Genomic DNA, 19,569 nt, shown 5'->3' on the forward strand with positions numbered 1-19,569 from the left:
TCACGCGTTCAGGGAGAGAGTTCCTCGGGAATGGTCTCAACGGCGGCGATGATTGCCGGCGCGGGTGCAGCGTCGAGACCCATGGCGGCAATCAGCTTTTCATTGTGACCATAGACGTCGCCATAGGAGCGGATAGTGCCGTCGGCATCCACCCGCAGGGTGAAGTAGGCGATGTGGACGGGGATCTGCGTTTCCGGATTCACCCAGCGCTCGGAGGGGCCGAACATGGCTTCGAGCGAAGCGCGGGAGATGTTGGGCTCGTTGGCCATCAGCGCGTCGGCGAATTCCATGGGGTTCTGCACGCGTACGCAGCCATGGCTGAAGGCTCGATGCGAGCGCGAGAACAGTGACTTGGACGGGGTGTCGTGCAGATAGACGTCATGCTTGTTGGGAAACAGGAACTTTATCTGCCCCAGGGCATTGCCGGCGCCGGGGCGCTGGCGCACGCGGAACGGGAAGTTGGAAGCCGAAACCTGGGACCAGTCCACCTGCCAGGGGCTGACCGCGCTGCCATTGTAGAGCAGGTCCATATTGTGGCTGTCGGTATAGCCGGGATTGTTGAGGACTGCCGGGGCGATCTCGCCCCGGATGATCGATGAGGGTACGTTCCAATAAGGATTGACCACCACATGGCGGATGGAATCGGAGAAGATCGGTGTCTGGTTCTTCGTGGTGCCGACCACGACGCGGGTGGTGTATTCCTCCTGTCCATTGCGCAGGATGGCCAAGCGGAATTCGGGGATGTTGACGAAGACGGTAAAGTCGCCGAGGTCCGAGGGCATCCAGCGCCAGCGTTCCATATTGGCGATGACGTCCTCGCGGCGGGTGGCCGCGCCACCATTGAGGGCGGCGACCGTGGCTGGTCCGATAATGCCGTCGACTTCAAGCCCCTGGCCTTGCTGGAACGCCTTGATGGCGCCCACTGTCAGGTCGTCATAGCGGGTCGATGTCGAGGCAATGAGCTTGAGGCGGTCGCGAATGGCGGGCAGGCGGGCATCGGAATTGCCCGGGCGCAGCACAGGACCATCGCTGATCGGGACGGGGCGGGCCGCATCGGCCTGCTCGAAATTAGCCAGTGCGGCCTTGAGCGCGAGGAATTCGGGATGGCGCGGTTGGAGGGTCGCCATAATGGCGGCAGGATCCTGGCTTCCGGCCAGTTGCTCAAGCAGGGCCGACTCGTCGATCGGTTTGGGCTTGATATCGAGCAGGGTACTGATCGACTGCGGGTCGATACGGCCATTATGGATGTGGTTGGCATAGCGCATTGTGGCCGCTGAAAAGGCAGTTTCCAGCGTGGCGAGGGCAATTCCGTCGCCAGACAGGCGATCCCTGCTGATGGATGGGGTCAAATAGTCGTCGGGGTCCAGGCCCTCGACGGCCGCCTTTTCGAACAGGGTGATGAGCCTCGTGGCCGCGGGGGAAAAGTCCACGCCGCCGCTACTGTCCTGCTGAAGCCAGATAGGTTCGAAATGGCGCTCGCCATAGAGAAAATAGAGCCGCTGGGCTTCGGCATGGGCGCTGGTTTCGGGGCGGGCGCCGTAGTAGGCCGCCGACAGGCCCGCCTTGATGGTGCGGGCCAGTTCGGTCTGGGGCGGAGCGATGACAATACGGCTGGTTTCAAGGCTTGCCACCTGCTGGGCGATCGCTGGGGGCGCAATCGCGGCAGCGACCAGAAGGGCGACCAGGCTGACCAGAACCTTATTCATCATTGCTCCTGACGGCGTGACGCAAGGGCTGGGACAAGTCGAATCCGGCCCATCCAGGCCCGCCACTGAAAATCAATATCCTGCAAACCTTAACGGGGGCAATTGCTCGCAAAAGAGTGAAACCGAGATGTGGCGGGTCTGCAACGGTTCTCCGCTCCCGGATCTGCCAATGGTCTAGAACTTGTAGTTCACGCCGGCCCGAACCACTGAGAAGCGCTGGGTGATGTCGCGATTGCCCACCGGCAGTCCGGCGTAAGTTTGCTTGCCAAGGTCGACATAGAGATATTCGGCTTTGAACGAGAGATTGGCAGTGGCCTGTGCCTCAAGGCCAAGGCCGGCAGTCCAGCCAATGTGGTTGGCCGATTGCCAGACGACGACACCGGTGTTCTCCTGCGCGGTGCCACGGCCATAGGCCACGCCGAGCGTTGCATAGGGCATGACCTGGCCGATGGGCACGCCGGCACGAGCACGCAGGGTGCCGTAGAAATCGGTCCTGGCCTCGAAGGTGCCGCCGGCAATGGGTTCCGCGTAGCCGATATTGGCCCATTGCAGATCGGCCTCGCCGCCGAGAATGAAGCCACCCATATCCATGTTGTAGCCAGCCTGCGCACCCAGGCTCCAACCGCCACTGTTGTTGTCGGTCACGCCGCCGGGCAGGGCCGGGGAATTGATCGTGGTGCCCCAGCCATAGCCACCGCTGACGCCGGCATAAAAGCCGTTCCACTGCATGACGCTGGTCGGGGAGTAGACCGGCGAGGTATTGCCGCCCCAGTTGAGGTCGGCTGCATGGGCCGGGGCCGAAGCCACAATGAGGGCAAGGAGCGCGGGTCCGGAAAGTCGCATGATGGCCTCTTCGTTAAGGATTTGACGCAAATTCGCGCCAATCTCTTAACGGTCCGGTAAGGAACAGGGTTAACGCGCAGGGTTCCTGTTCAAAATCGGTGGTTCAGGCCGCGTCGTTGATCAGGCCCTCGGCCATGCCGTATTCGTGAAGCTTGCGATAAAGGGTCGAGCGGCCGATGCCCAGGGCCCGGGCCACGCGCGACATGCGGCCGCCATGATGGTCGATGGCAAAGGCGATGGCCTCGCGCTCGATCTCGGAAAGAGCCTGCAATTCACCGCTATCAGAGAGGAAACGATCGCGCGCAGAGACCGGCTCGGGCTCCTGGCGGATGCGGGCTGACGCGGCGTCGATATGGACCGGCTGGCTTGGTGCAGGAACCTTCTCGACCGCCCGCAATGCCTCTTCGCGGCCTGCGGACTGGGCGACGATCTGCGGAAAATCCTGAGTCTCGAGGAAGGGCCCGTCGCTGAGCACAATGGCGCGATAGACGGTATTTTCGAGCTGGCGCACATTGCCTGGCCAGTCATAGGCGGTGAGCAGGTCCACCACAGCGGGCGAAGTGCCCAGCACGCGCTTGCCAGCTTCGGCAGACAAGCGGGCGATGAAATGATCGACCAGCGCCGCCAGATCTTCCCGGCGTTCGCGCAGCGGCGGCACATAGATGGGGAAGACGTTGAGGCGATAATAGAGGTCTTCGCGGAACTCGCCGGACTTGGCCAGGTTCAGCAGGCGCCGATTGGTGGCCGAGATCAGCCGCACGTTGACCTTTTCGGTCTTGCTGGCGCCGACCGGTTCGATCTCGCCCTCCTGCAGAGCCCGCAGCAATTTGACCTGGATTTCGAGCGGCAGTTCGCCGACCTCGTCGAGGAACAGCGTGCCGCCATGGGCCTCGGCAAACTTGCCGGCCTGGTCGGCATGGGCGCCGGTAAAGGCGCCCTTCTTGTGCCCGAACAGCACCGATTCGACGAGATTGGGGGGTATGGCGCCGCAATTGACGGTGATGAAGGGCTTGCCGGCCCGATCCCCTGTGCCCTGGATGATGCGGGCTACAAGTTCCTTGCCAACGCCGGTCTCGCCCTCGATCAGCACCGGGATCGTGCTCTTGGCCGCCTTGGCACAGAGCGAGATGACCCTGGCCATGCTGGGGGCGGTGGCGATCATGTCCTTGCGAGAAAAAGTGCCGGCCTTGCGGGCATGCTCGGCGCGAATGGCGGCTTCGAGCGCATCGAGCTTGAGGGCATTGCGCAGCGAGATGATCAGCCGCTCCGGCGCCACGGGCTTGACGAAATAGTCGGCCGCCCCCTGACGCATGGCGGAGATGACGGTTTCGAGCGAGGCATTGGCGGTCTGGATGATGACCGGGGTATTGAGTCCCTCCTTGCGCATGACGTCCATCACACCCATGCCGTCGAGATCGGGCATGACCAGATCGAGAATCATGGCGCCCAGCTGGGGATCGTCGCGGAGGATGGTCAGTGCCTGCTCTCCGCCTGTCGCGGTGATTGGCTTGAAGCCTGCCCGGTTGGCAATCTCGGCGGTCAGCCGCAATTGCACCGGATCATCATCCACGACCAAAACCCGCGTCATATCTGCCCCAAATCCATATTGCCAACACGAATCGTGATGTGCCGTTTTGGGAAAGACGATGCCGCCCGGTCCTTAAGAGGATGTTAATCCTAACGAATTTTCGACATGGGACGGACATGAAAAAGGGCCGCGGCAAAAGCCGTGACCCTCCAGAGCAATAGAATTCTGATTTGCCGCCTTATTGCCGCGTAGGGCCCTGGAGCTTGTAAAGTTCGTCCTTCACTTCGAGTTTCTTGCGCTTGAGCGCTGTCACCATCAGGTCATCGGCTTGCCGATTTTGGGTTTCCGACTGGATCATGCGATCCAGTTCCTGATGGCGCCTTTCCAGCGCTGCGATGTGGCCTTCAGTCGTCATGACAACTCCTTTCAGCGTGTTGGACAGGGCCATCGTCACAAATATTTCATGCGTTGTCGACGCCGTTTCCGAAGTCGCTGGAAATCAGATGCAAAACTCTCTGTGATCAGTTAACCAAGAGTGTGATCGATGCCTCGGCCTACTGGTATCCCGATGCTGCAACTGAACAAGGAACAGGAAGCCCAACTGGGTCTGGAACTGGCGACAAAACGCCAGGAACACTCGGATTTGGACGCTGCCATCCACACCCTGACGCAGTCGCAACTGGCGGACCGGATGCTGATCCAGCGGCTCAAGAAGCGCAAGTTGACCCTCAAGGACCGGATCGTTCAGCTCGAGAATATTCTTCTGCCCGACATCATCGCCTGAGCGCTCCAGCGCCTTGTTTTGTGGCGACAATTGAGCTAGAGCGCCTGACGATCCGATGAAATCGAATCGTGCACTCTAGTTTTTTGGTTTCGCATCGGAATCGCCCGAAAACCGCGTAGCACTTTTCGGTCCGATGCTTGGGTTCCGCGCCTTGCGGAGCGGGACGGGGGAATCGCCATGCTCAAGCCACCGGTCGCTATCGTCATGGGCAGCCAGTCCGACTGGCCGACAATGCGCCTCTGCGCCGAAACCCTCGAAACGCTCGAAGTCGAATATGAGGCGCGCATTGTTTCCGCGCATCGGACGCCTGAGCGCATGGTAGACTTTGCAACCAATGCACGCGCCGAAGGCGTCAAGGTCATCATTGCCGGAGCGGGCGGCGCGGCGCATCTACCGGGTATGATCGCCGCGATGACGACATTACCGGTATTCGGCGTGCCGGTGCGGTCCAAGGCGCTCAATGGCCTGGACAGTCTCTATTCCATCGTGCAGATGCCCGGCGGCATTCCGGTGGGCACGCTGGCCATCGGCGAGCCGGGCGCCATCAATGCGGCGCTGTTGGCAGCGTCCGTGCTGGCGCTCAGCGACGAGGACCTGGCCGAGCGGCTCGATGCGCATCGGGCAAGCCAGACCCAGGCCGTGCCGCATTTCCCGACCGATCTCGAGTAGCGCCTTGACCGAAAAATCCACCATCCTAAAGCCCGGCGCCACCATCGGCATTCTCGGGGGCGGCCAGTTGGGGCGCATGCTGGCGCTGGCAGCAGCGAAACTGGGTTTGAAGAGCCATATCTATTGTCCGGATCCGCAGAGCCCGGCTTTCGATGTCACGCCGTTCAAAACCGTGGCCGCTTATGACGATGTGGAAGCCTTGAAGAGTTTTGCCGCGCAGGTTGATGTCATCACCTATGAATTCGAGAATGTGCCGGCGGCGACGGCCGAGGTGCTGGCGGGCGTAAAGCCCCTGCGCCCCGGAGCCAATGCGCTGGCCATCTCGCAGGACCGGCTGGCCGAAAAGAGTTTCCTTGCCTCCAAGAACATCCCGGTGGCGCCTTATCGCGCCGTGCACAACCTGGATGAATTGCGCGTCGCCGTGGCCGAGCTGGGTCTGCCGGCGGTCCTCAAGACCACGCGGTTGGGCTATGATGGCAAGGGCCAGCGCGTGTTGCGCGCGCCCGGTGATGCCGAAGCGGCCTTTGCCGAACTGGCCCCGCACCCGCTGGTACTTGAAGGTTTTGTACCCTTCGAGAAAGAAATCTCTGTGGTGGTGGCGCGGGGGCTCGATGGCACGGTGCGCGCCTTCGATGCCGCCGAGAACGTCCATCGCCACCATATCCTTTATACCTCCACCGTGCCCGCCGACATTCCGCCCGGCGTGGAGAAGCATGCCGCCATGCTGGCCAAGGTAATCGTCGTGGCGCTCGATTATGTCGGCGTCCTGGGGGTGGAGTTCTTCGTCATTCCGGGCGAGCGTCCGACCCTGATGGTCAATGAGATCGCGCCGCGGGTGCACAATTCAGGGCACTGGACCGAGGCCGTGTGCCTCACCGACCAGTTCGAGCAGCATATCCGCGCCATTGCCGGCTGGCCGCTGGGCGACCCGCAGCGCATGGCCGATGTGGTGATGCAAAACCTTGTGGGCGACGAGGTGGAGATGGTGCCGGGCGGGCTCGATGGCGATAGCCAGCCGCACCTCTATGGCAAGACTGAAGCGCGGCCGGGACGAAAGATGGGGCATGTTAATCGGGTGGTGCGAGGGGGCATCATTTCTTAAGCCACCTTTTCATCGCCTCCACCACCGGCCCGGGGTTCTCTATCGTCGGCAGGTGCGCGGCATCGGGAAACTGCACCAGTTCGGCGCCCGGAATGCTTGCTGCCATTTCCTTGGCCAGGTCAAGCGGCGTCATCTTGTCGAGTTCACCCACGCCGACCAGTGTCGGGACAGAAATGTCCTTCAGCATGGGCAGGGAATCGACCCGGCCCGTGATCGCCTTTTGCTGGCTTATATAGACTTCGCCACCGACGCGTTCGGACATGGCCTGCACCTCATCGGCGAGTGGCGTGCCCAGATGATGCGGGGCGACGAGCTGCCCCAGCAGGCCACGCGAGACGCCGATGAACTTGCCCTCTGCGATCATCGCGATGCCTTTGCGGCGAGTTTCGCGGCGTTCTTCGGTATCGGCACGGGCCGAAGTGTCGAACAGCGCCAGATGGGTGACGCGCTCAGGCGCCTGGCGCATGATTTCGAGCGCCACATAGCCACCCATGGAGAGGCCGGAGAGGGCAAAGCGCGGGGGCGCTGCCGCGAGGGTCCGTGCAGCCATGGCGGCGATGGTATCGTCAAGCCGGAGATCGGCAACCATGGGGGCCACGTTGCCTGACAGCCCGTCGATGATGTCGCGCCATAGCCGGTGGTCGCAGATGAGGCCGGGCAGGAAAACGAGAGGTTGATACATGTGGCGTTCCTTGGTGGTTCCTCGGGGATAGTTGGTGGCAAAGGAAGGGGCAAGATGTCGGCTATTTTCCTCCAGCAAAGTGTGGACAGAGGCCGATTGTTGGGCTATAGACCCCGCCACGGTGACCGGCCCCGCTGGTCGGCGGGGTGGTTTTATGGCTATCTCGCTTCCATCCACACAGTTTGCATAGCTTTGAAAGGGCGGTTGACCTTTGCAAGTAGTCGTTCGCGATAACAATGTTGACCAGGCGCTGCGCGCGCTCAAGAAGAAGCTGCAGCGCGAAGGCGTCTTCCGCGAGATGAAGTTGCGCAACTATTACGAGAAGCCTTCTGAGAAGAAGGCTCGCCAGAAGGCCGAGGCCGTGCGTCGCGCCCGCAAGCTGGCCCGTAAGCGCGCCCAGCGCGAAGGCGGTATCGCTGCCCCACCGGCGCGGACTGCAGCGACACCCGGCCGCAGCTAAGTTTCGGTCTTGCGGTTTTGAGAATTTGAACGCCGTCCCATTGGGGCGGCGTTTTTCATTGATCGGCGTAATAGCGCCGCTGCAGCAGCGCCGTGACTATGGCCAGTAAAGCCAGGACGGGCAGTACTGTGACCAGTGCCGCGTGGGCGTCCGGAAACAGCGCGATGGCCAGCAGCGACGCGACAAAGCCGCCGCCCATCTGGAAAAAGCCAGTCATTGCCCCCGCTGCGCCGGCAATGTGGCCGTAGCGCGCCATGGCAGCGACGGTGGCGCTGGGGCCGATGGCTGGCAGCGCCAGCATCCACAGGCTCACTGGCGCCATGACGGCGATCACCGAGTCGGGAAACAGTCGCGGCGCGATAGCAAAGCCCAGTCCGCCCATGCCGAGCAGGATCAGTCCCAGGACGATCAGTTGCGGACCGTCGAGTTTGTGGGCCAGGCGACCCGCGACCAGGTTACCGATGATGAAAGAGCCGGTCTGGGCCAGCAGCGCCATGGCGAACTGGAAGGGCGTGAGACCGATTTCCTCGATGAGGATGAAGGGCAGCAGCGCCGCGAAAGCATAGAAGCCACCAAAGGCCAGAGCCAGCAGCAGGGCCGGCATCAGAAAGTCGCGGGCCCGCAACAGGGTAGCATAGTTCGCCAGTACGGTGCGGGGCGCGAGCTGTACGCGCGCGGTTTCGGGCAGCGTTTCACGCGCGCCAAAGCCAAGCAGGGTGATGACGGCGAGGCCGAACCCGGCCATGATGGTGAACATCAGGTGCCAGCTTCCGGCGAGCATGATAAGGCTGCCCAGGCTCGGTGCGATCGCCGGGGTCACTGTCAGGATGAGGTTGACCAGGGTGAGAATGCGGACAGCTTCCATGCCGACGAACTGGTCGCGCACCATGGCGCGGGACAAGGCACCCCCGGCCGACACACCGAAGCCTTGCATCATGCGTCCGAGCAACAGCATTTCAAGGGTCGGCGCCATGGCGCAGACCACGGAGCCGAGAACATAGATCGCAAAGAACGCCACCCCGACCCAGCGGCGGCCATAGCGGTCGGAGAGCGGGCCGCAGATCAATTGGGAAATGGCAAAGGCGGCGAAATAGACACTCATGGTCAGCTTGCCGCCGGCATCGGTGGCGCCCAGATCGGCGACGATAGAGGGCAGGGCGGGGCCGTAGAGCGTCAGGCTCAGTGGCCCGGTGGTGACCATCAGCCCGCCGATAATGGCGGTGCGCCGGGGGGACATCCCCAGCAGTCTGGGGGACTTCACGGGTTGACGGCTCTCTCGAAGAAGGGCTCGGCCTGGTCCCAGATGCCGGCATCCCAGAGATCGGAATGACCTGCATCGGGCACGATCCAGAGCGCGTCCTTGTTGGGCGCCAGGGCGTGGAGCCGTTCGCCATTGGAAACGCCAATGGTGCGATCACCGGTGCCGTGGGCCACGAGGACCGGCTCGGTGACGTCCTTGATCCAGAGATCGTTGCGGAACTGGTCCTGCATGACCAGCCCGACGGGGAGAATGGGATAGCGTTCGGCCGCCACGCCAACAGCTGACAGGAAAGGCGTTTCGAGCAACAGTGCCGAAGCGTCGCGCTGGCTGGCGACATAGGTGGCGGGGCCGGAGCCCAGCGAGCGGCCCCAGATCAGGATGGGCGCGTCGGTTTCGGCGTTCAGCCAGTCATAGGCGGCGAGGGCGTCGTCCAGGATACTGGCCTCGGAGATATCGCCGGGCGAGGCGGGAAAGCCGCGATAGTCAAAGGCGAGGAACCCATAGCCCTCGGCGACGAACTGCTCGTAGCGCTCGTTCTCCTCAGAGAAACTCTTGGAATTGCCCTTGTAGTAGAGGATTACCGGTTGGCCCGGCGCTGGGGGCTGGTACCAGCCATTGACCAGCGCGTCGCCACTGTCGATGGCCACGTCGCGGGCGCCGGCAAGGGCAGTGTCGGCCAGTGTGAAGACCTCGCCGGTGGCGTTGTACTGAAGGGCGCGCTGGTTGAAATACATATAGGCGATAATCCCTGCATAGCCGGCAATGACGAGGACCAGCAGGGCAAGCAGCACAGTGCGTAGCGGTTTCACGGTCGAATCCCGGACAGACGATTTGTGCCCATTATAGCAGGCGCCACGGGTCTGTCAGAGTTCGGAAATGGTCTTGTCGAGCGCCTGGGCAAACACCTCGTCGGGCTGGGCGCCGGAGAGGGCATATTTCTCGCCGAAGACGAAGAAGGGCACGCCGCGAATACCCTGCTGGGCGGCACTGGTCGCCAGTTGCGCGGTGATGGCGAGTTCGCTTTCGTCATTGATGGCGTCGAGCGCATCGCCCCGATCCCAGCCATGTTCAGCGGCGATATCCATCAGCACATTGTCGTCATTGATCTGCTGGTATTCCAGGAAATGGGCATCAGTAACGGCCTTGGCCACGAGATGTTGGTTGCCATTGGGTTTGGACAGCCGGATGAGAGTGTGGGCCTTGGCGGTATTGTAGCGGCGCACCTGCTTGCTCAAATCGAGAGTGATGCCAAGCTTGGCTGCCTCTTCTTCCACGCGGGCATACATTTCCGCGGGATCGCGCCCATATTTCTCACGCAACATTTCATGCACATCAACGCCTTCGGGCGGTGTCGTGGGGTCAAGATAGTAGGGGTGGTTTTCAATCTCGACTTCGATGTCGTCAGCCAGATTGGATATGGCCTGATCAAGCCGCGCCGACCCTACCAGACACCAGGGGCAGACCACGTCGGTAAAGACGTCGATCTTGAGCAGCTTGGCCATGATGCACTCCGAAAACAGAAAACTCCCGCCCAGATGGCAATCCGGGCGGAAGGTGGCAAGAGGGAACCTCGAGGTAACTGTCAGGCCGCGGGGGCGGGCTCCGTGCCCTGCATGAGCGCAAAGGGCGGCGAATAGGCCGCAGCGATGGCGAGACCCATTGTGGCGCTGAAGCCGATGACAACGAGCATGGGGGTCATCATCCAGCCGGCCAGGGGCGATATTGCGGCGGCGCGGCGAGCCGTTGCGAGCGCCAGGAGCAACAGGGCGGTACACACCATGGCCAATTGCAGGGAATCGAGCGGCGGGGTGACGAAGGGCAGGAGGATATAAGCTGCTGTCAGCATAGCCAGCCAAGTCCTCGCCCGCCGGCTCTTGGCGTGCTGTGTCACCGCCCAGAAGGCGCCGCCGAGCAAAGCGAGCTGCACGAGATGGGCAATTGCTCCGGCCCAGCCGGGAAGGCCGAAGGGGGCAAAGAATAGCGGTAGGACGCCAATCTGTTCGGCGCCCAGATTAACGAGCCCGAATGCTCCCATTGGCAGGCCCATGCAGGCGATCAGGGTCAGTGCGGCGCGCAAATTTGTGGCGGAACGAGAGCCGGGACGAGCGTTGGTGAGCGTTGCTGTGGTGGCCATGATGCGGCTCCCCATTGGCGGATTGTGCCGGATCAATGGGTGGGCGGACCAAAGGGTTCCGTTTGCGTCAACCCGTGAACAGCGGTGACGGCACTTGCGGTGCGGGCCACGGCCCCCTATTGCGAGCGTGACGAGCCCTTGGAGTAATGCAATGGCAGCCCCGGACCAGAACGAGCGGATCGATGCGCTGGAAACGCGCGTCGCCTATCAGGACCAGACCATCGAGGACCTCAATGCGGCGCTGACCGCGCAGTGGCGGTCCATCGACCTGCTGACCCAGAAACTGGCCCAGCTCGAAGAGCAGGTCCGCTCGGGCAGCCATATCGCCGACCCCTCCACCGAGAGTCCGCCGCCACATTACTGAGGTTCTAGGCCTCAGTTGAAAGCGAGGACGGCGCAGAAGATCGTGCCGACCAGGGCCGTGCGCATGGTGAGGCTGAAGACCTTGGGCGGAATAGACCTACCCCATGGGGTAAACCCAATTGCCATGGCCAGGATGATAACGGCGACACAGGCCATCTTGGCAACAAACCAGGGATTGGCCCATAAGCCGACATCGTAGCGGATGGCGACCATCAGCACGCCCGTGAGCACCAGTATCACAAGGCTCAACCTGGCATTGATGCCGAGGCGCCTAGTCAGCGGGCCCAGTACGGTGCGGCCTTCGGCGCCCAGCGCCATCATGGCGGGCACCAGAACTGGCATGATCAAATTTGTGGTGGCTGCGAACAGCAAGGCGCCGAAATGGATGAACAGCAAGACCCGGAAAATATCGTCCATGCGGACCCTCATTGTGCCGGGTGATGCCGGCTTGTGCTGATGATGGCCTCGTTGCTACAACCTCAACATTAGTTGAGGTCAAGGCCGATGTTCAAGAATTTGCTCAGTGTGGGTGAGGTGGCGCAGCGCGCCGGCGTGGCCGTCTCGACGCTCCACTTTTACGAACGCAAGGGGTTGATCCAGTCTCTGCGCAATAGCGGCAATCAGCGGCGCTTTGAACGCAGCGTGTTGCGGCGGGTGGCGGTGATCCAGGTGGCGCAGAGCGTGGGATTGTCGCTCGAGGAGATTGGCGCTGCCATGAAAGACCTACCCACAGATCATGCGCCCGGTGTTGCCGACTGGGAGGCCATGTCGCGCCATTGGCATGCTGCGCTGGATGCGCGCATTATCCGCATGGAACGGCTGCGCGACGGGCTGGCAAACTGCATCGGCTGCGGCTGCCTTTCGGTCGACACCTGTCCGCTGCGCAACCCAGCCGACAGTCTTGGGCGCCAGGGCAAGACGGGCGCACGCATTCTCCTTGGAGACTGACGATCAGGCTGTGGTGCGCTCCACACCCACGGCGTCGCGGAAGGCGGTGATGTGGGGGGCGGGTGGTTCGCCCTCGGGGGCGGTGTCAGTCCAGTAGTGATTATGGGTGAACAGGCGCCAGCCCAGCCGACCCCAGGCAATCTCCACGCGGATGTCGCGGACAGCCCGTCCGAACCGATCCTTGCCCGCCAATGGCCCGGAAATGGCGTCACCGAGCAGGAAGATCGGGGAATCGGCCCGGTCATAGAGGTTGGTCCAGCGCACGGCCGAGAAGACCGCGGCGTGGTGCGCCACCTGTCCCTTCTGCCCGTCCGGAAAGAGCGCGCCGCGCGTGTCGTCATAGGGCTCGGCCGGGGCGGTGGGCAGGACGCGCTCGGTCTTCATGCGGGCAAAGTCGTCGCGGCCATCGGTGATGAGGAATTCCGCGCTCGAAAGCGGCGAGCCCAGGGTCACCAGATCGGAAATCTTCCAGCCCGACAGCTCGGTGGTGCCGGGCTTGCCCTTCTGCATGCGCAGCGCCTCGAACAGCCGCCATTGCAGCTTCTGGTAGATCTCGATGCTCTCATCCGACCAATCAGATTGGGGAGATGCGGCCACGAATTCGTCAAGGGCGGCAAAGGCGGAAACGGCCTCGGGGCCGGGGGGATTGTCCTTGGTCGGTCCCACCTCGCGCCAGAGAATGTGCAGCAGGTCATAGGCCAGCACCGATCCCAGCGAATGGGCGACCACGACGACGCGGTCATATTCGGGGTCATCGTGCAGCGCCTTGAGCAAGGCCAGGCCGCGATTGCGCACGCCCTGCCGGCTTTGCACGGTCTCGGTCTGGGCCGAGAGATAACTGGCGGCGTCGCCGAAATAGGGCAGCAGCAGGGTATCGGCCAGATAGGCCAGAGTGCCGAGCAGCATCAGGTTCACCACATGGCCGTTCCAGCCAAAGCTGTCGAGCACGCCCACGGCGATCACCACTATAAGTAGTGGCGTGGGAATGGTTTTTAGAACCTGCAGCGGACGGAAGAATTTTGGCAGCAGGATCAGCACCAACCCGGTCAGGCTGATGATATGGCCGCGCACCGCCTCTTCGGAGAAAAAGTGTTCGTACCAGTTGAAATCGAGCAGTAGCGGCAGCGCCAGAAGGGCGCCCAATGCGCTGATGATGGTCACTACGGTCAGCATCCAGAACACTGCCCAGGGCCATTTCATATGGTCGGGCACATAGGCCGGGTCGATCCAGAGCAGCCGCCGAATCCAGCGCCAGAGATTGCGCAGCGGCGTCGCGTTCAGCAGGTCGGCGTAGTAGAGCTCGAAGAAGTCCGTGCGGCGGCCATTGTGCTCGGGCGTGGTGATGCGCTGCAATTCATAAAGGCCGCTCTTGTCGTCCGGCACGATCCAGATGGGCCGGGGGCGGGGATGATCTTCGCCCGGCGTATCGAGCTGCGGGTTTTTTTGCCAGAGGGCTTCAACGAAGTCGCGGATGGTGCCCATGGGCCGCTGTTCGCCCTGGCCGTGGATGACCACGATGGCCTGTCGTTTGATCGGCTCTGGCGCTGGTGCCGCAATGCGCTTGCGCGGTGCTCTGGCCATGTGATCTCTCCCGCGATCCCTGCGCAAGACTAGGGCAGAAGTGCCAAAGAGAAAACTGCAAAGAAAAGGCCCGCCGAAGCGGGCCATTCCAATCTTGGAGGCAGAGCATAAGTCTAGTGGCCGAAAGCCTTGACGATCTCTTCGGTCATCTTCTTGGCGTCGCCGAACAGCATCATGGTGTTGTCGCGGTAGAACAGCTCGTTCTGGACGCCGGCATAGCCAGCCGCCATGCCGCGCTTGATGAACAGCACCGTGCCTGCATCCTCGACGTTAAGCACCGGCATGCCATAGATCGGCGAGGTCTTGTCGGTCTTGGCCGAGGGGTTGGTCACGTCATTGGCGCCGATGACAAAGGCCACGTCAGACTGGGCGAATTCGGAGTTGATGTCTTCGAGCTCGAACACTTCGTCATAGGGTACATTGGCTTCGGCCAGGAGCACGTTCATGTGCCCGGGCATGCGGCCGGCCACGGGATGGATGGCGTATTTGACCTCGACGCCTTCGGCCTTGAGCAGGTCGGCCATTTCACGCAGCGCGTGCTGGGCTTGGGCGACGGCCATGCCATAGCCGGGCACGATGATGACCTTGCCGGCATTTTTCATGAGGAATGCGGCGTCGTCAGCCGCGCCCTGCTTGACCGGACGGTCATCTTCCCCTGCGGCGGCGCCGCCCGAAGTATCGCCACCAAAGCCACCCAGGATCACCGAGATGAACGAGCGATTCATCGCCCTACACATGATGTAGGAGAGGATCGCGCCCGAGGAGCCGACGAGGGCGCCGGTGATGATCAGCGCGGTATTGCCCAGGGTGAAGCCGATGCCCGCCGCGGCCCAGCCCGAATAGGAATTGAGCATGGACACCACGACCGGCATGTCTGCTCCGCCGATGGGAATGATCATCAGCCCGCCCAGGATCAGGGCGAGAATGGTGATGGCCCAGAACAGGGTCGAATTGCCAGTGACGGCAAAGGCCCAGACCAGCACCACGATGGCAATGCCCATGGCGGCGTGGATGATGTGGCGCATCGGCAGGATGATCGGCTTGCCGCTCATATTGCCGTTGAGCTTGGCAAAGGCGATGACCGAGCCGGTGAAGGTGAAGGCGCCGATGGCGGTGCCGATCGACATTTCGATCAGCGCCTGAGCGTGGATATGCTCAAGCGTGCCGATGCCGAAGGCTTCGGGCGCATAGAGCGCGGCGGCGGCGACGAAGACGGCGGCGAGACCCACCAGCGAGTGGAAGGCAGCCACCAGCTGCGGCATATCGGTCATTTTGACGGTACGGGCCATAAAGGCGCCGATGCCGCCACCAAGACCGAGCCCGCCGATGATCAAGGCCCAGCTGACCCAGTCCGATGGTGCCGCGACGGCCAGGGTCGTGACCATGGCAATGCCCATGCCGACCATGCCGAACATATTGCCCTGGCGCGACGAGGAGGGGTGCGACAAGCCCCGGAGGGCCAGGATGAACAGAACGCCGGCGACCAGATAGAGAAGGGCGGCGATATTTGCGTCGATCATTTCGATCAGCCCTTTTTCTTGTACATGGCCAGCATGCGCTGGGTCACCAGGAAGCCGCCAAAGATGTTCACGCTTGCGAACACCAGGGCGATGAAGCCGAAGAGCTTGCTGACCCAACTGGCGTCATTGGCGAGATTGACGCCAACGGCCAGCAGCGCGCCCACAACGATCACCGAGGAGATGGCATTGGTCACGCTCATCAGCGGGGTGTGGAGGGCCGGCGTGACGCTCCAAACCACGAAATAGCCCACGAAGATCGCCAGGACGAAAATCGCGAGGCGGAAGGTGAAGGGGTCGATTGCCCCGCCAATGGCGCCATGGGCCACGGCGGCCAGATCGGCAATGGTTTCAGCACTGGTTTCCATTTACTTGGCTCCTCCCTTGAGGGCGGCGGGCTTTTTGGCTGCCGATTTCTTGGCCGCCGGCTTTGATGCGGCAGGCTTGGTCGCAGCAGGTGTTGCGGCAGCGGGTTTGGCCGCCGGCTCTGCAGGCGCAGGCGTCGAGGCCGGTGCGGCATCTGCCTTTGGCGCTGCTGGCTTTGCCGGAGCTTTCTTCGCCGCGGCCGTCTTGGCCGGGGCGGCAGCATTTGCCACCGCTTTCGGAGCCGCTGTCTTGGTCGCCGCCGCCTTGGTCGCGGCAGCCTTGGCTGGAGTCGTCTTGGCCGCAGCAGACTTGGCTGGAGCAGACTTAGCTGGAGCAGACTTGGCTGGAGCGGACTTGGGCGCGGCAGCGGGTTTGGCTGCGGCAGCGGGGGCTGCCACAAAATTGGGATGCACCACGGCGCCGTCTCGTGTGAGCACCGTGGCCTTGACCAGCTCGTCTTCCCAGTTGATTGCCAGCTTCTTTTCCTTGGCGTCGATCAGCGTGGTGATGAAGGCGAGAAGGTTGCGGGCGTAGAGCTGGCTGGCGGTGGTCGGGATGTGACCGGCAAGATTGGTGTAGCCGATAATGGTCACGCCATTGTGGGAAATCACCTTGCCCGGCTGGGTCAATTCGACATTGCCGCCGCGTTCGGCCGCGAGGTCGACGATCACCGAACCAGGCGCCATGCTTTCGACCATGGCCTTGGTCACCAGCTTGGGTGCTGGGCGCCCGGGAATGAGAGCCGTGGTGATGACGATGTCCTGCTTGGAAATGTGTCCGGCGACCAGTTCGGCCTGGGCCGCCTGCTCGTCCTTGGTCAGCTCGCGCGCATAGCCGCCCGTGCCCGAGGCGTCCTTGAGCGCATCGGTCATGATGAACTTGGCGCCCAGGGATTCCACCTGCTCGCCAGCAGCGGCGCGCACGTCGGTGGCGGTGACCAGGGCGCCGAGGCGCTTGGCGGTGGCGATGGCCTGCAAACCGGCAACACCGGCGCCCATCACGAAGGCCTTGGCGGGGCGCACTGTGCCGGCGGCGGTCATCATCATGGGCAGGGCGCGGTCGAACACGCCCACGGCCTCGATGACGGCCTGGTAACCGGCGAGGTTCGCCTGGGAGGAGAGAATGTCCATGACCTGCGCGCGGGTGATGCGCGGCATGAATTCCATGGAAACGGCAGCAATGCCGGCCTTGGCCAGCGCAGCAACGTCCTTTTCATTGCCATAGGGGTCGAGCGCGCCGATCAGCAACGCGCCCTTGTTGACGCCGGCCAGGTCGCCAGCGGAGGGGCGGCGCACGCAGAGCACCATGTCCGCGCCCTTGAGCGTGGCAGCGGCACTGGCGCCAATGGCGGCACCGGCCTCCTTGAACTGTTCGTCGCTGATGCGAGAGCCGGTTCCGGCGCCCTTTTCAACGGTGATTTCGCCGCCGAGGCCGATAAGTTTGGCGATGGTTTCGGGGGTGGCCGCGACGCGGCTTTCACCCTCGAACCGTTCGCGCAAGACGGCAATCTTCATGGAAACTCTCCTACCCGCCTGCCCGCGGGCAGGCTCGTTTCATGTGCCTGCTGGATTGGTTCTGATCAGGGATTGATCACGAAGTAGAGGATGACCGCCGTCGCTGCCAGCGCATAGATCGACCACTTCACGCCGGTAACGAAGCCGTTGTAGGTCTTTTCGTGCTCGACGTAGTCCATTGCGGATTCCAGTACCGGCTCGGGATGATGTTCGGGGCGGGTTTTGGCCATTGAGTCCTCGGAAGTATAGTCGTCAATTCGGGTTACGCCGAAAGTCTGGCGCTATGGCGCCGTCGCTTCCAGCTCGTCGATCAGGCCCTCGATCATCGAGAGGCCGAGCGACCAGAACTGAGGGTCTTTGGCATCGAGCCCGAAGGGCGCGAGAAGTTCGGAATGATGCTTGCTACCCCCTGCCTTGAGGAGCTCGAAATAGCGCTCCGCAAAGCCGTCACTGGCCTTCTCATACTGCGCGTAGAGCGAGTTCACAAGGCAATCGCCGAAAGCATAGGCATAGACATAGAAGGGCGAGTGGATGAAGTGCGGAATATAGGCCCAGAAGGTCTCATAGCCCTCATTGGCGATAATGCCTTCGCCGAGGGACGCGGCCTGCACTTCGAGCCAGAGCGCGTTGATCTCCTCGGTGCGCAACTCGCCCTGACGCCGCGCGGTGTGGACCTTGCGCTCGAATGTATAGAAGGCGATCTGGCGCACGACAGTATTGAGCATATCCTCGACCTTGCCCGAGAGCAGGGCAAAGCGCTGCTTCGGATCGGTGGTCTTGTCGAGCAGCGCCCGGAAGGTCAGCATTTCGCCAAAGACCGATGCTGTCTCGGCCAGGGTCAGCGGCGTATTGGCGAGGATCGGCCCCTGCGCGGCGGCCAGGCGCTGGTGCACGCCATGGCCCAGTTCATGGGCGAGCGTCATGATATCGCGGGTACGGCCGAGATAGTTGAGCATGAGATAGGGATGGGCGCTGGGCACGGTGGGGTGTGCAAAAGCGCCGGAGAGTTTGCCGTTGCCCGTTGGCGCGTCGATCCACCCTGAACTGAAGAAGGGTTTTGCCACGTCCGCCAGCTCGGGCGAGAAGCGGCCATAGGCGCCGAGCACGGTGGTGACGGCGCTGTCCCAATCCCAGACGCGTTCGTCGCTGGTGGGCAGGGGCGCATTGCGGTCCCAGGCATTGAGCCTTTCCTTGCCGAACCACTTTGCCTTCATCTTGTAGTAGCGGTGGGAAAGGCGCGGATAGGCGGCCTCGACGGCTGCCTGCAGCGCATCGACCACTTCGCGCTCCACCGCATTGGCCATGTGACGGCTGTCGGCAATATCCTCGTAACCGCGCCAGCGGTCGGCGATTTCCTTGTCCTTGGCCAAGACATTGGTAATGTGGGTGAACAGGCGCCCATTGGCCTTTAGGGTGGTTGCCAAGGCCTTGAAGGCTGCCTCGCGCTTGGCGCCGTCCTTCTCGGAGAGCAGGTGCAGGGTAGATTCAAGGTTGAGGGTCTCGCCGTCCACCTCGAACTCCAGGCTGGACAGCGTTTCGTCGAACAAGCGGTTCCAGGCCGAATAGGCAGTGACCGACTTGTCGTGGAACAGTTCTTCGAGCTTGTCGTCGAGCTGATAGGGTTTTGCCTTGCGCAGGTCCGCGAACCAGGTGCGGTAGCGTGCCAGCTCGGGGTCCCGATCGAGGGCGGCGTCGAGCTCGGCATCGTCGATGCGGTTGAGCTCAAGTTCGAAGAACAGCACCCGTGTTGAGAGATTGGTCAGCGCCTCATTGGTGTCGCCCATGAACTTGGCACGATCCGGGTCGGTCGACTTCTGCGCATATTGCAGGAACGAAAAGGAGCCGATGCGGCCGGTCAGGTCGCCCAGCACTTCGCTGGCCTTGATGGCCTCGATGAGGCGCCCGGACCGGGTGAGGTCGGCCAGCTTGCCCTTGTAATCGGCCTCGAACTTTGCCGCGAGCGCCTTGGCTTCGTCCATCGCCGCCCTGAACTCGGGGCTGTCCTTGCCGGGATAGAGATCGTCGAGGTCCCAAACCGGCAGGTTGCCGAACTGGTTGTGACCCTTTTGTGCGGTGGCGGACATGCAGGGGACTCCGGAATGCTGTTTCGG

21 protein-coding genes and 2 pseudogenes are annotated in these 19,569 nt (G+C 62.5%); 7 read left to right on the plus strand and 16 right to left on the minus strand.

Annotated elements, in window-relative coordinates; all coding sequences use genetic code 11:
- Nucleotides 1–8: 8 nt before the first annotated feature.
- From ACXYMS_RS00740 to ACXYMS_RS00755, 4 genes are all read right to left on the minus strand, one after another.
- Nucleotides 9–1,706 carry a L,D-transpeptidase family protein gene (locus tag ACXYMS_RS00740; protein WP_458903117.1) on the minus strand — a complete coding sequence of 566 codons (1,698 nt, stop codon included), beginning with the start codon at nucleotides 1,704–1,706 and terminating at the stop codon, nucleotides 9–11.
- 174 nt (nucleotides 1,707–1,880) lie between these two features.
- On the minus strand, nucleotides 1,881–2,549 hold the full coding sequence (locus ACXYMS_RS00745; RefSeq protein WP_458903118.1) for an outer membrane protein: 669 nt from the start codon (nucleotides 2,547–2,549) through the stop codon (nucleotides 1,881–1,883).
- Nucleotides 2,550–2,652: 103 nt separating this feature from the next.
- Entirely contained in the window at nucleotides 2,653–4,137 is a 1,485-nt protein-coding gene (locus ACXYMS_RS00750) for a sigma-54-dependent transcriptional regulator (RefSeq protein ID WP_458903119.1), read from the minus strand.
- A gap of 178 nt (nucleotides 4,138–4,315) precedes the next feature.
- A complete protein-coding gene (locus ACXYMS_RS00755; RefSeq protein WP_458903120.1) occupies nucleotides 4,316–4,492 on the minus strand; it encodes a YdcH family protein in 177 nt (58 codons plus the stop codon).
- Nucleotides 4,493–4,654: 162 nt separating this feature from the next.
- Between ACXYMS_RS00755 and ACXYMS_RS00760 the strand changes: the two genes are divergently transcribed.
- The 3 genes from ACXYMS_RS00760 to ACXYMS_RS00770 all read left to right on the plus strand — a co-directional run bounded on the left by ACXYMS_RS00760 (nucleotide 4,655) and on the right by ACXYMS_RS00770 (nucleotide 6,632).
- Complete coding sequence (locus ACXYMS_RS00760) at nucleotides 4,655–4,861, plus strand: YdcH family protein (RefSeq protein WP_458904561.1); 207 nt, start codon at nucleotides 4,655–4,657, stop codon at nucleotides 4,859–4,861.
- A gap of 177 nt (nucleotides 4,862–5,038) precedes the next feature.
- Entirely contained in the window at nucleotides 5,039–5,530 is a 492-nt protein-coding gene (purE, locus tag ACXYMS_RS00765) for a 5-(carboxyamino)imidazole ribonucleotide mutase (RefSeq protein ID WP_458903121.1), read from the plus strand.
- A gap of 4 nt (nucleotides 5,531–5,534) precedes the next feature.
- The gene (locus ACXYMS_RS00770; protein ID WP_458903122.1) at nucleotides 5,535–6,632 is read left to right on the plus strand and encodes a 5-(carboxyamino)imidazole ribonucleotide synthase; all 1,098 of its coding nucleotides are present in this window, start codon (nucleotides 5,535–5,537) and stop codon (nucleotides 6,630–6,632) included.
- Here ACXYMS_RS00770 and ACXYMS_RS00775 read toward each other — a convergent pair.
- Entirely contained in the window at nucleotides 6,622–7,314 is a 693-nt protein-coding gene (locus ACXYMS_RS00775; RefSeq protein WP_458903123.1) for an alpha/beta fold hydrolase, read from the minus strand. The two genes, ACXYMS_RS00770 and ACXYMS_RS00775, sit on opposite strands and share 11 nt — an antisense overlap.
- A 211-nt stretch (nucleotides 7,315–7,525) precedes the next feature.
- On the opposite strand from ACXYMS_RS00775, the gene rpsU reads away from it, so the two are divergent.
- A complete protein-coding gene (gene rpsU / locus ACXYMS_RS00780; RefSeq protein ID WP_458903124.1) occupies nucleotides 7,526–7,774 on the plus strand; it encodes a 30S ribosomal protein S21 in 249 nt (82 codons plus the stop codon).
- Nucleotides 7,775–7,829: 55 nt separating this feature from the next.
- Here the strand turns inward: rpsU and ACXYMS_RS00785 are convergent, their stop codons facing one another.
- The 4 genes from ACXYMS_RS00785 to ACXYMS_RS00800 form a co-directional block, all read right to left on the minus strand.
- A complete protein-coding gene (locus ACXYMS_RS00785; RefSeq protein WP_458903125.1) occupies nucleotides 7,830–9,035 on the minus strand; it encodes a multidrug effflux MFS transporter in 1,206 nt (401 codons plus the stop codon).
- Entirely contained in the window at nucleotides 9,032–9,844 is an 813-nt protein-coding gene (locus ACXYMS_RS00790) for an alpha/beta hydrolase (RefSeq protein WP_458903126.1), read from the minus strand. Before ACXYMS_RS00790 ends, ACXYMS_RS00785 begins: the two co-directional genes overlap by 4 nt.
- Before the next feature lie 54 nt (nucleotides 9,845–9,898).
- Nucleotides 9,899–10,537, minus strand: a complete 639-nt coding sequence (locus ACXYMS_RS00795; RefSeq protein WP_458903127.1) for a DsbA family oxidoreductase — start codon at nucleotides 10,535–10,537, stop codon at nucleotides 9,899–9,901.
- Between the two features lie 80 nt (nucleotides 10,538–10,617).
- Nucleotides 10,618–11,169 carry a hypothetical protein gene (locus tag ACXYMS_RS00800; protein WP_458903128.1) on the minus strand — a complete coding sequence of 184 codons (552 nt, stop codon included), beginning with the start codon at nucleotides 11,167–11,169 and terminating at the stop codon, nucleotides 10,618–10,620.
- Between the two features lie 151 nt (nucleotides 11,170–11,320).
- On the opposite strand from ACXYMS_RS00800, the gene ACXYMS_RS00805 reads away from it, so the two are divergent.
- On the plus strand, nucleotides 11,321–11,533 hold the full coding sequence (locus ACXYMS_RS00805) for a SlyX family protein (RefSeq protein ID WP_458903129.1): 213 nt from the start codon (nucleotides 11,321–11,323) through the stop codon (nucleotides 11,531–11,533).
- An 11-nt stretch (nucleotides 11,534–11,544) separates the two neighbouring features.
- Here the strand turns inward: ACXYMS_RS00805 and ACXYMS_RS00810 are convergent, their stop codons facing one another.
- Nucleotides 11,545–11,949 carry a hypothetical protein gene (locus ACXYMS_RS00810; RefSeq protein WP_458903130.1) on the minus strand — a complete coding sequence of 135 codons (405 nt, stop codon included), beginning with the start codon at nucleotides 11,947–11,949 and terminating at the stop codon, nucleotides 11,545–11,547.
- Nucleotides 11,950–12,036: 87 nt separating this feature from the next.
- Between ACXYMS_RS00810 and soxR the strand changes: the two genes are divergently transcribed.
- Nucleotides 12,037–12,480: a redox-sensitive transcriptional activator SoxR gene (gene soxR / locus ACXYMS_RS00815; RefSeq protein ID WP_458903131.1), complete on the plus strand. Its 444-nt coding sequence runs from the start codon at nucleotides 12,037–12,039 to the stop codon at nucleotides 12,478–12,480.
- 3 nt (nucleotides 12,481–12,483) lie between these two features.
- Here the strand turns inward: soxR and ACXYMS_RS00820 are convergent, their stop codons facing one another.
- The 3 genes from ACXYMS_RS00820 to ACXYMS_RS00830 all read right to left on the minus strand — a co-directional run bounded on the left by ACXYMS_RS00820 (nucleotide 12,484) and on the right by ACXYMS_RS00830 (nucleotide 15,946).
- Nucleotides 12,484–14,061, minus strand: coding sequence for a hypothetical protein (locus tag ACXYMS_RS00820; RefSeq protein WP_458903132.1), 1,578 nt, complete (start codon nucleotides 14,059–14,061; stop codon nucleotides 12,484–12,486).
- A 113-nt stretch (nucleotides 14,062–14,174) separates the two neighbouring features.
- Nucleotides 14,175–15,578, minus strand: coding sequence for an NAD(P)(+) transhydrogenase (Re/Si-specific) subunit beta (locus ACXYMS_RS00825; RefSeq protein ID WP_458904562.1), 1,404 nt, complete (start codon nucleotides 15,576–15,578; stop codon nucleotides 14,175–14,177).
- 8 nt (nucleotides 15,579–15,586) lie between these two features.
- Nucleotides 15,587–15,946: a proton-translocating transhydrogenase family protein gene (locus ACXYMS_RS00830; protein WP_458903133.1), complete on the minus strand. Its 360-nt coding sequence runs from the start codon at nucleotides 15,944–15,946 to the stop codon at nucleotides 15,587–15,589.
- On the opposite strand from ACXYMS_RS00830, the pseudogene ACXYMS_RS00835 reads away from it, so the two are divergent.
- Nucleotides 15,924–16,259: pseudogene (locus tag ACXYMS_RS00835) on the plus strand (hypothetical protein); the annotation flags it as partial. The gene ACXYMS_RS00830 and the pseudogene ACXYMS_RS00835 sit on opposite strands and share 23 nt — an antisense overlap.
- Here ACXYMS_RS00835 and ACXYMS_RS00840 read toward each other — a convergent pair.
- From ACXYMS_RS00840 to ACXYMS_RS00850, 3 genes and pseudogenes are all read right to left on the minus strand, one after another.
- A pseudogene (locus tag ACXYMS_RS00840) lies at nucleotides 16,181–17,458 on the minus strand (Re/Si-specific NAD(P)(+) transhydrogenase subunit alpha); the annotation flags it as partial. The pseudogenes ACXYMS_RS00835 and ACXYMS_RS00840 overlap by 79 nt on opposite strands.
- A 65-nt stretch (nucleotides 17,459–17,523) precedes the next feature.
- On the minus strand, nucleotides 17,524–17,688 hold the full coding sequence (locus ACXYMS_RS00845) for an aa3-type cytochrome c oxidase subunit IV (RefSeq protein WP_458903134.1): 165 nt from the start codon (nucleotides 17,686–17,688) through the stop codon (nucleotides 17,524–17,526).
- Between the two features lie 51 nt (nucleotides 17,689–17,739).
- Nucleotides 17,740–19,542 carry a M3 family oligoendopeptidase gene (locus ACXYMS_RS00850; protein WP_458903135.1) on the minus strand — a complete coding sequence of 601 codons (1,803 nt, stop codon included), beginning with the start codon at nucleotides 19,540–19,542 and terminating at the stop codon, nucleotides 17,740–17,742.
- Between the last annotated feature and the right edge of the window lie 27 nt (nucleotides 19,543–19,569).

Source organism: Devosia sp. CAU 1758, from assembly GCF_054482695.1.

Bases quoted from the DNA above. Each gene is read 5' to 3' on its own strand.
- ACXYMS_RS00820 (WP_458903132.1), bottom strand. From the start codon at position 14,061: ATGGCCAGAGCACCGCGCAAGCGCATTGCGGCACCAGCGCCAGAGCCG.
- ACXYMS_RS00755 (WP_458903120.1), bottom strand. From the start codon at position 4,492: ATGACGACTGAAGGCCACATCGCAGCGCTGGAAAGGCGCCATCAGGAA.
- ACXYMS_RS00745 (WP_458903118.1), bottom strand. From the start codon at position 2,549: ATGCGACTTTCCGGACCCGCGCTCCTTGCCCTCATTGTGGCTTCGGCC.
- ACXYMS_RS00805 (WP_458903129.1), top strand. From the start codon at position 11,321: ATGGCAGCCCCGGACCAGAACGAGCGGATCGATGCGCTGGAAACGCGC.
- ACXYMS_RS00750 (WP_458903119.1), bottom strand. From the start codon at position 4,137: ATGACGCGGGTTTTGGTCGTGGATGATGATCCGGTGCAATTGCGGCTG.
- ACXYMS_RS00845 (WP_458903134.1), bottom strand. From the start codon at position 17,688: ATGGCCAAAACCCGCCCCGAACATCATCCCGAGCCGGTACTGGAATCC.
- ACXYMS_RS00775 (WP_458903123.1), bottom strand. From the start codon at position 7,314: ATGTATCAACCTCTCGTTTTCCTGCCCGGCCTCATCTGCGACCACCGG.
- ACXYMS_RS00740 (WP_458903117.1), bottom strand. From the start codon at position 1,706: ATGAATAAGGTTCTGGTCAGCCTGGTCGCCCTTCTGGTCGCTGCCGCG.
- purE (WP_458903121.1), top strand. From the start codon at position 5,039: ATGCTCAAGCCACCGGTCGCTATCGTCATGGGCAGCCAGTCCGACTGG.
- ACXYMS_RS00800 (WP_458903128.1), bottom strand. From the start codon at position 11,169: ATGGCCACCACAGCAACGCTCACCAACGCTCGTCCCGGCTCTCGTTCC.
- ACXYMS_RS00830 (WP_458903133.1), bottom strand. From the start codon at position 15,946: ATGGAAACCAGTGCTGAAACCATTGCCGATCTGGCCGCCGTGGCCCAT.
- soxR (WP_458903131.1), top strand. From the start codon at position 12,037: ATGTTCAAGAATTTGCTCAGTGTGGGTGAGGTGGCGCAGCGCGCCGGC.
- ACXYMS_RS00850 (WP_458903135.1), bottom strand. From the start codon at position 19,542: ATGTCCGCCACCGCACAAAAGGGTCACAACCAGTTCGGCAACCTGCCG.
- ACXYMS_RS00810 (WP_458903130.1), bottom strand. From the start codon at position 11,949: ATGGACGATATTTTCCGGGTCTTGCTGTTCATCCATTTCGGCGCCTTG.
- ACXYMS_RS00795 (WP_458903127.1), bottom strand. From the start codon at position 10,537: ATGGCCAAGCTGCTCAAGATCGACGTCTTTACCGACGTGGTCTGCCCC.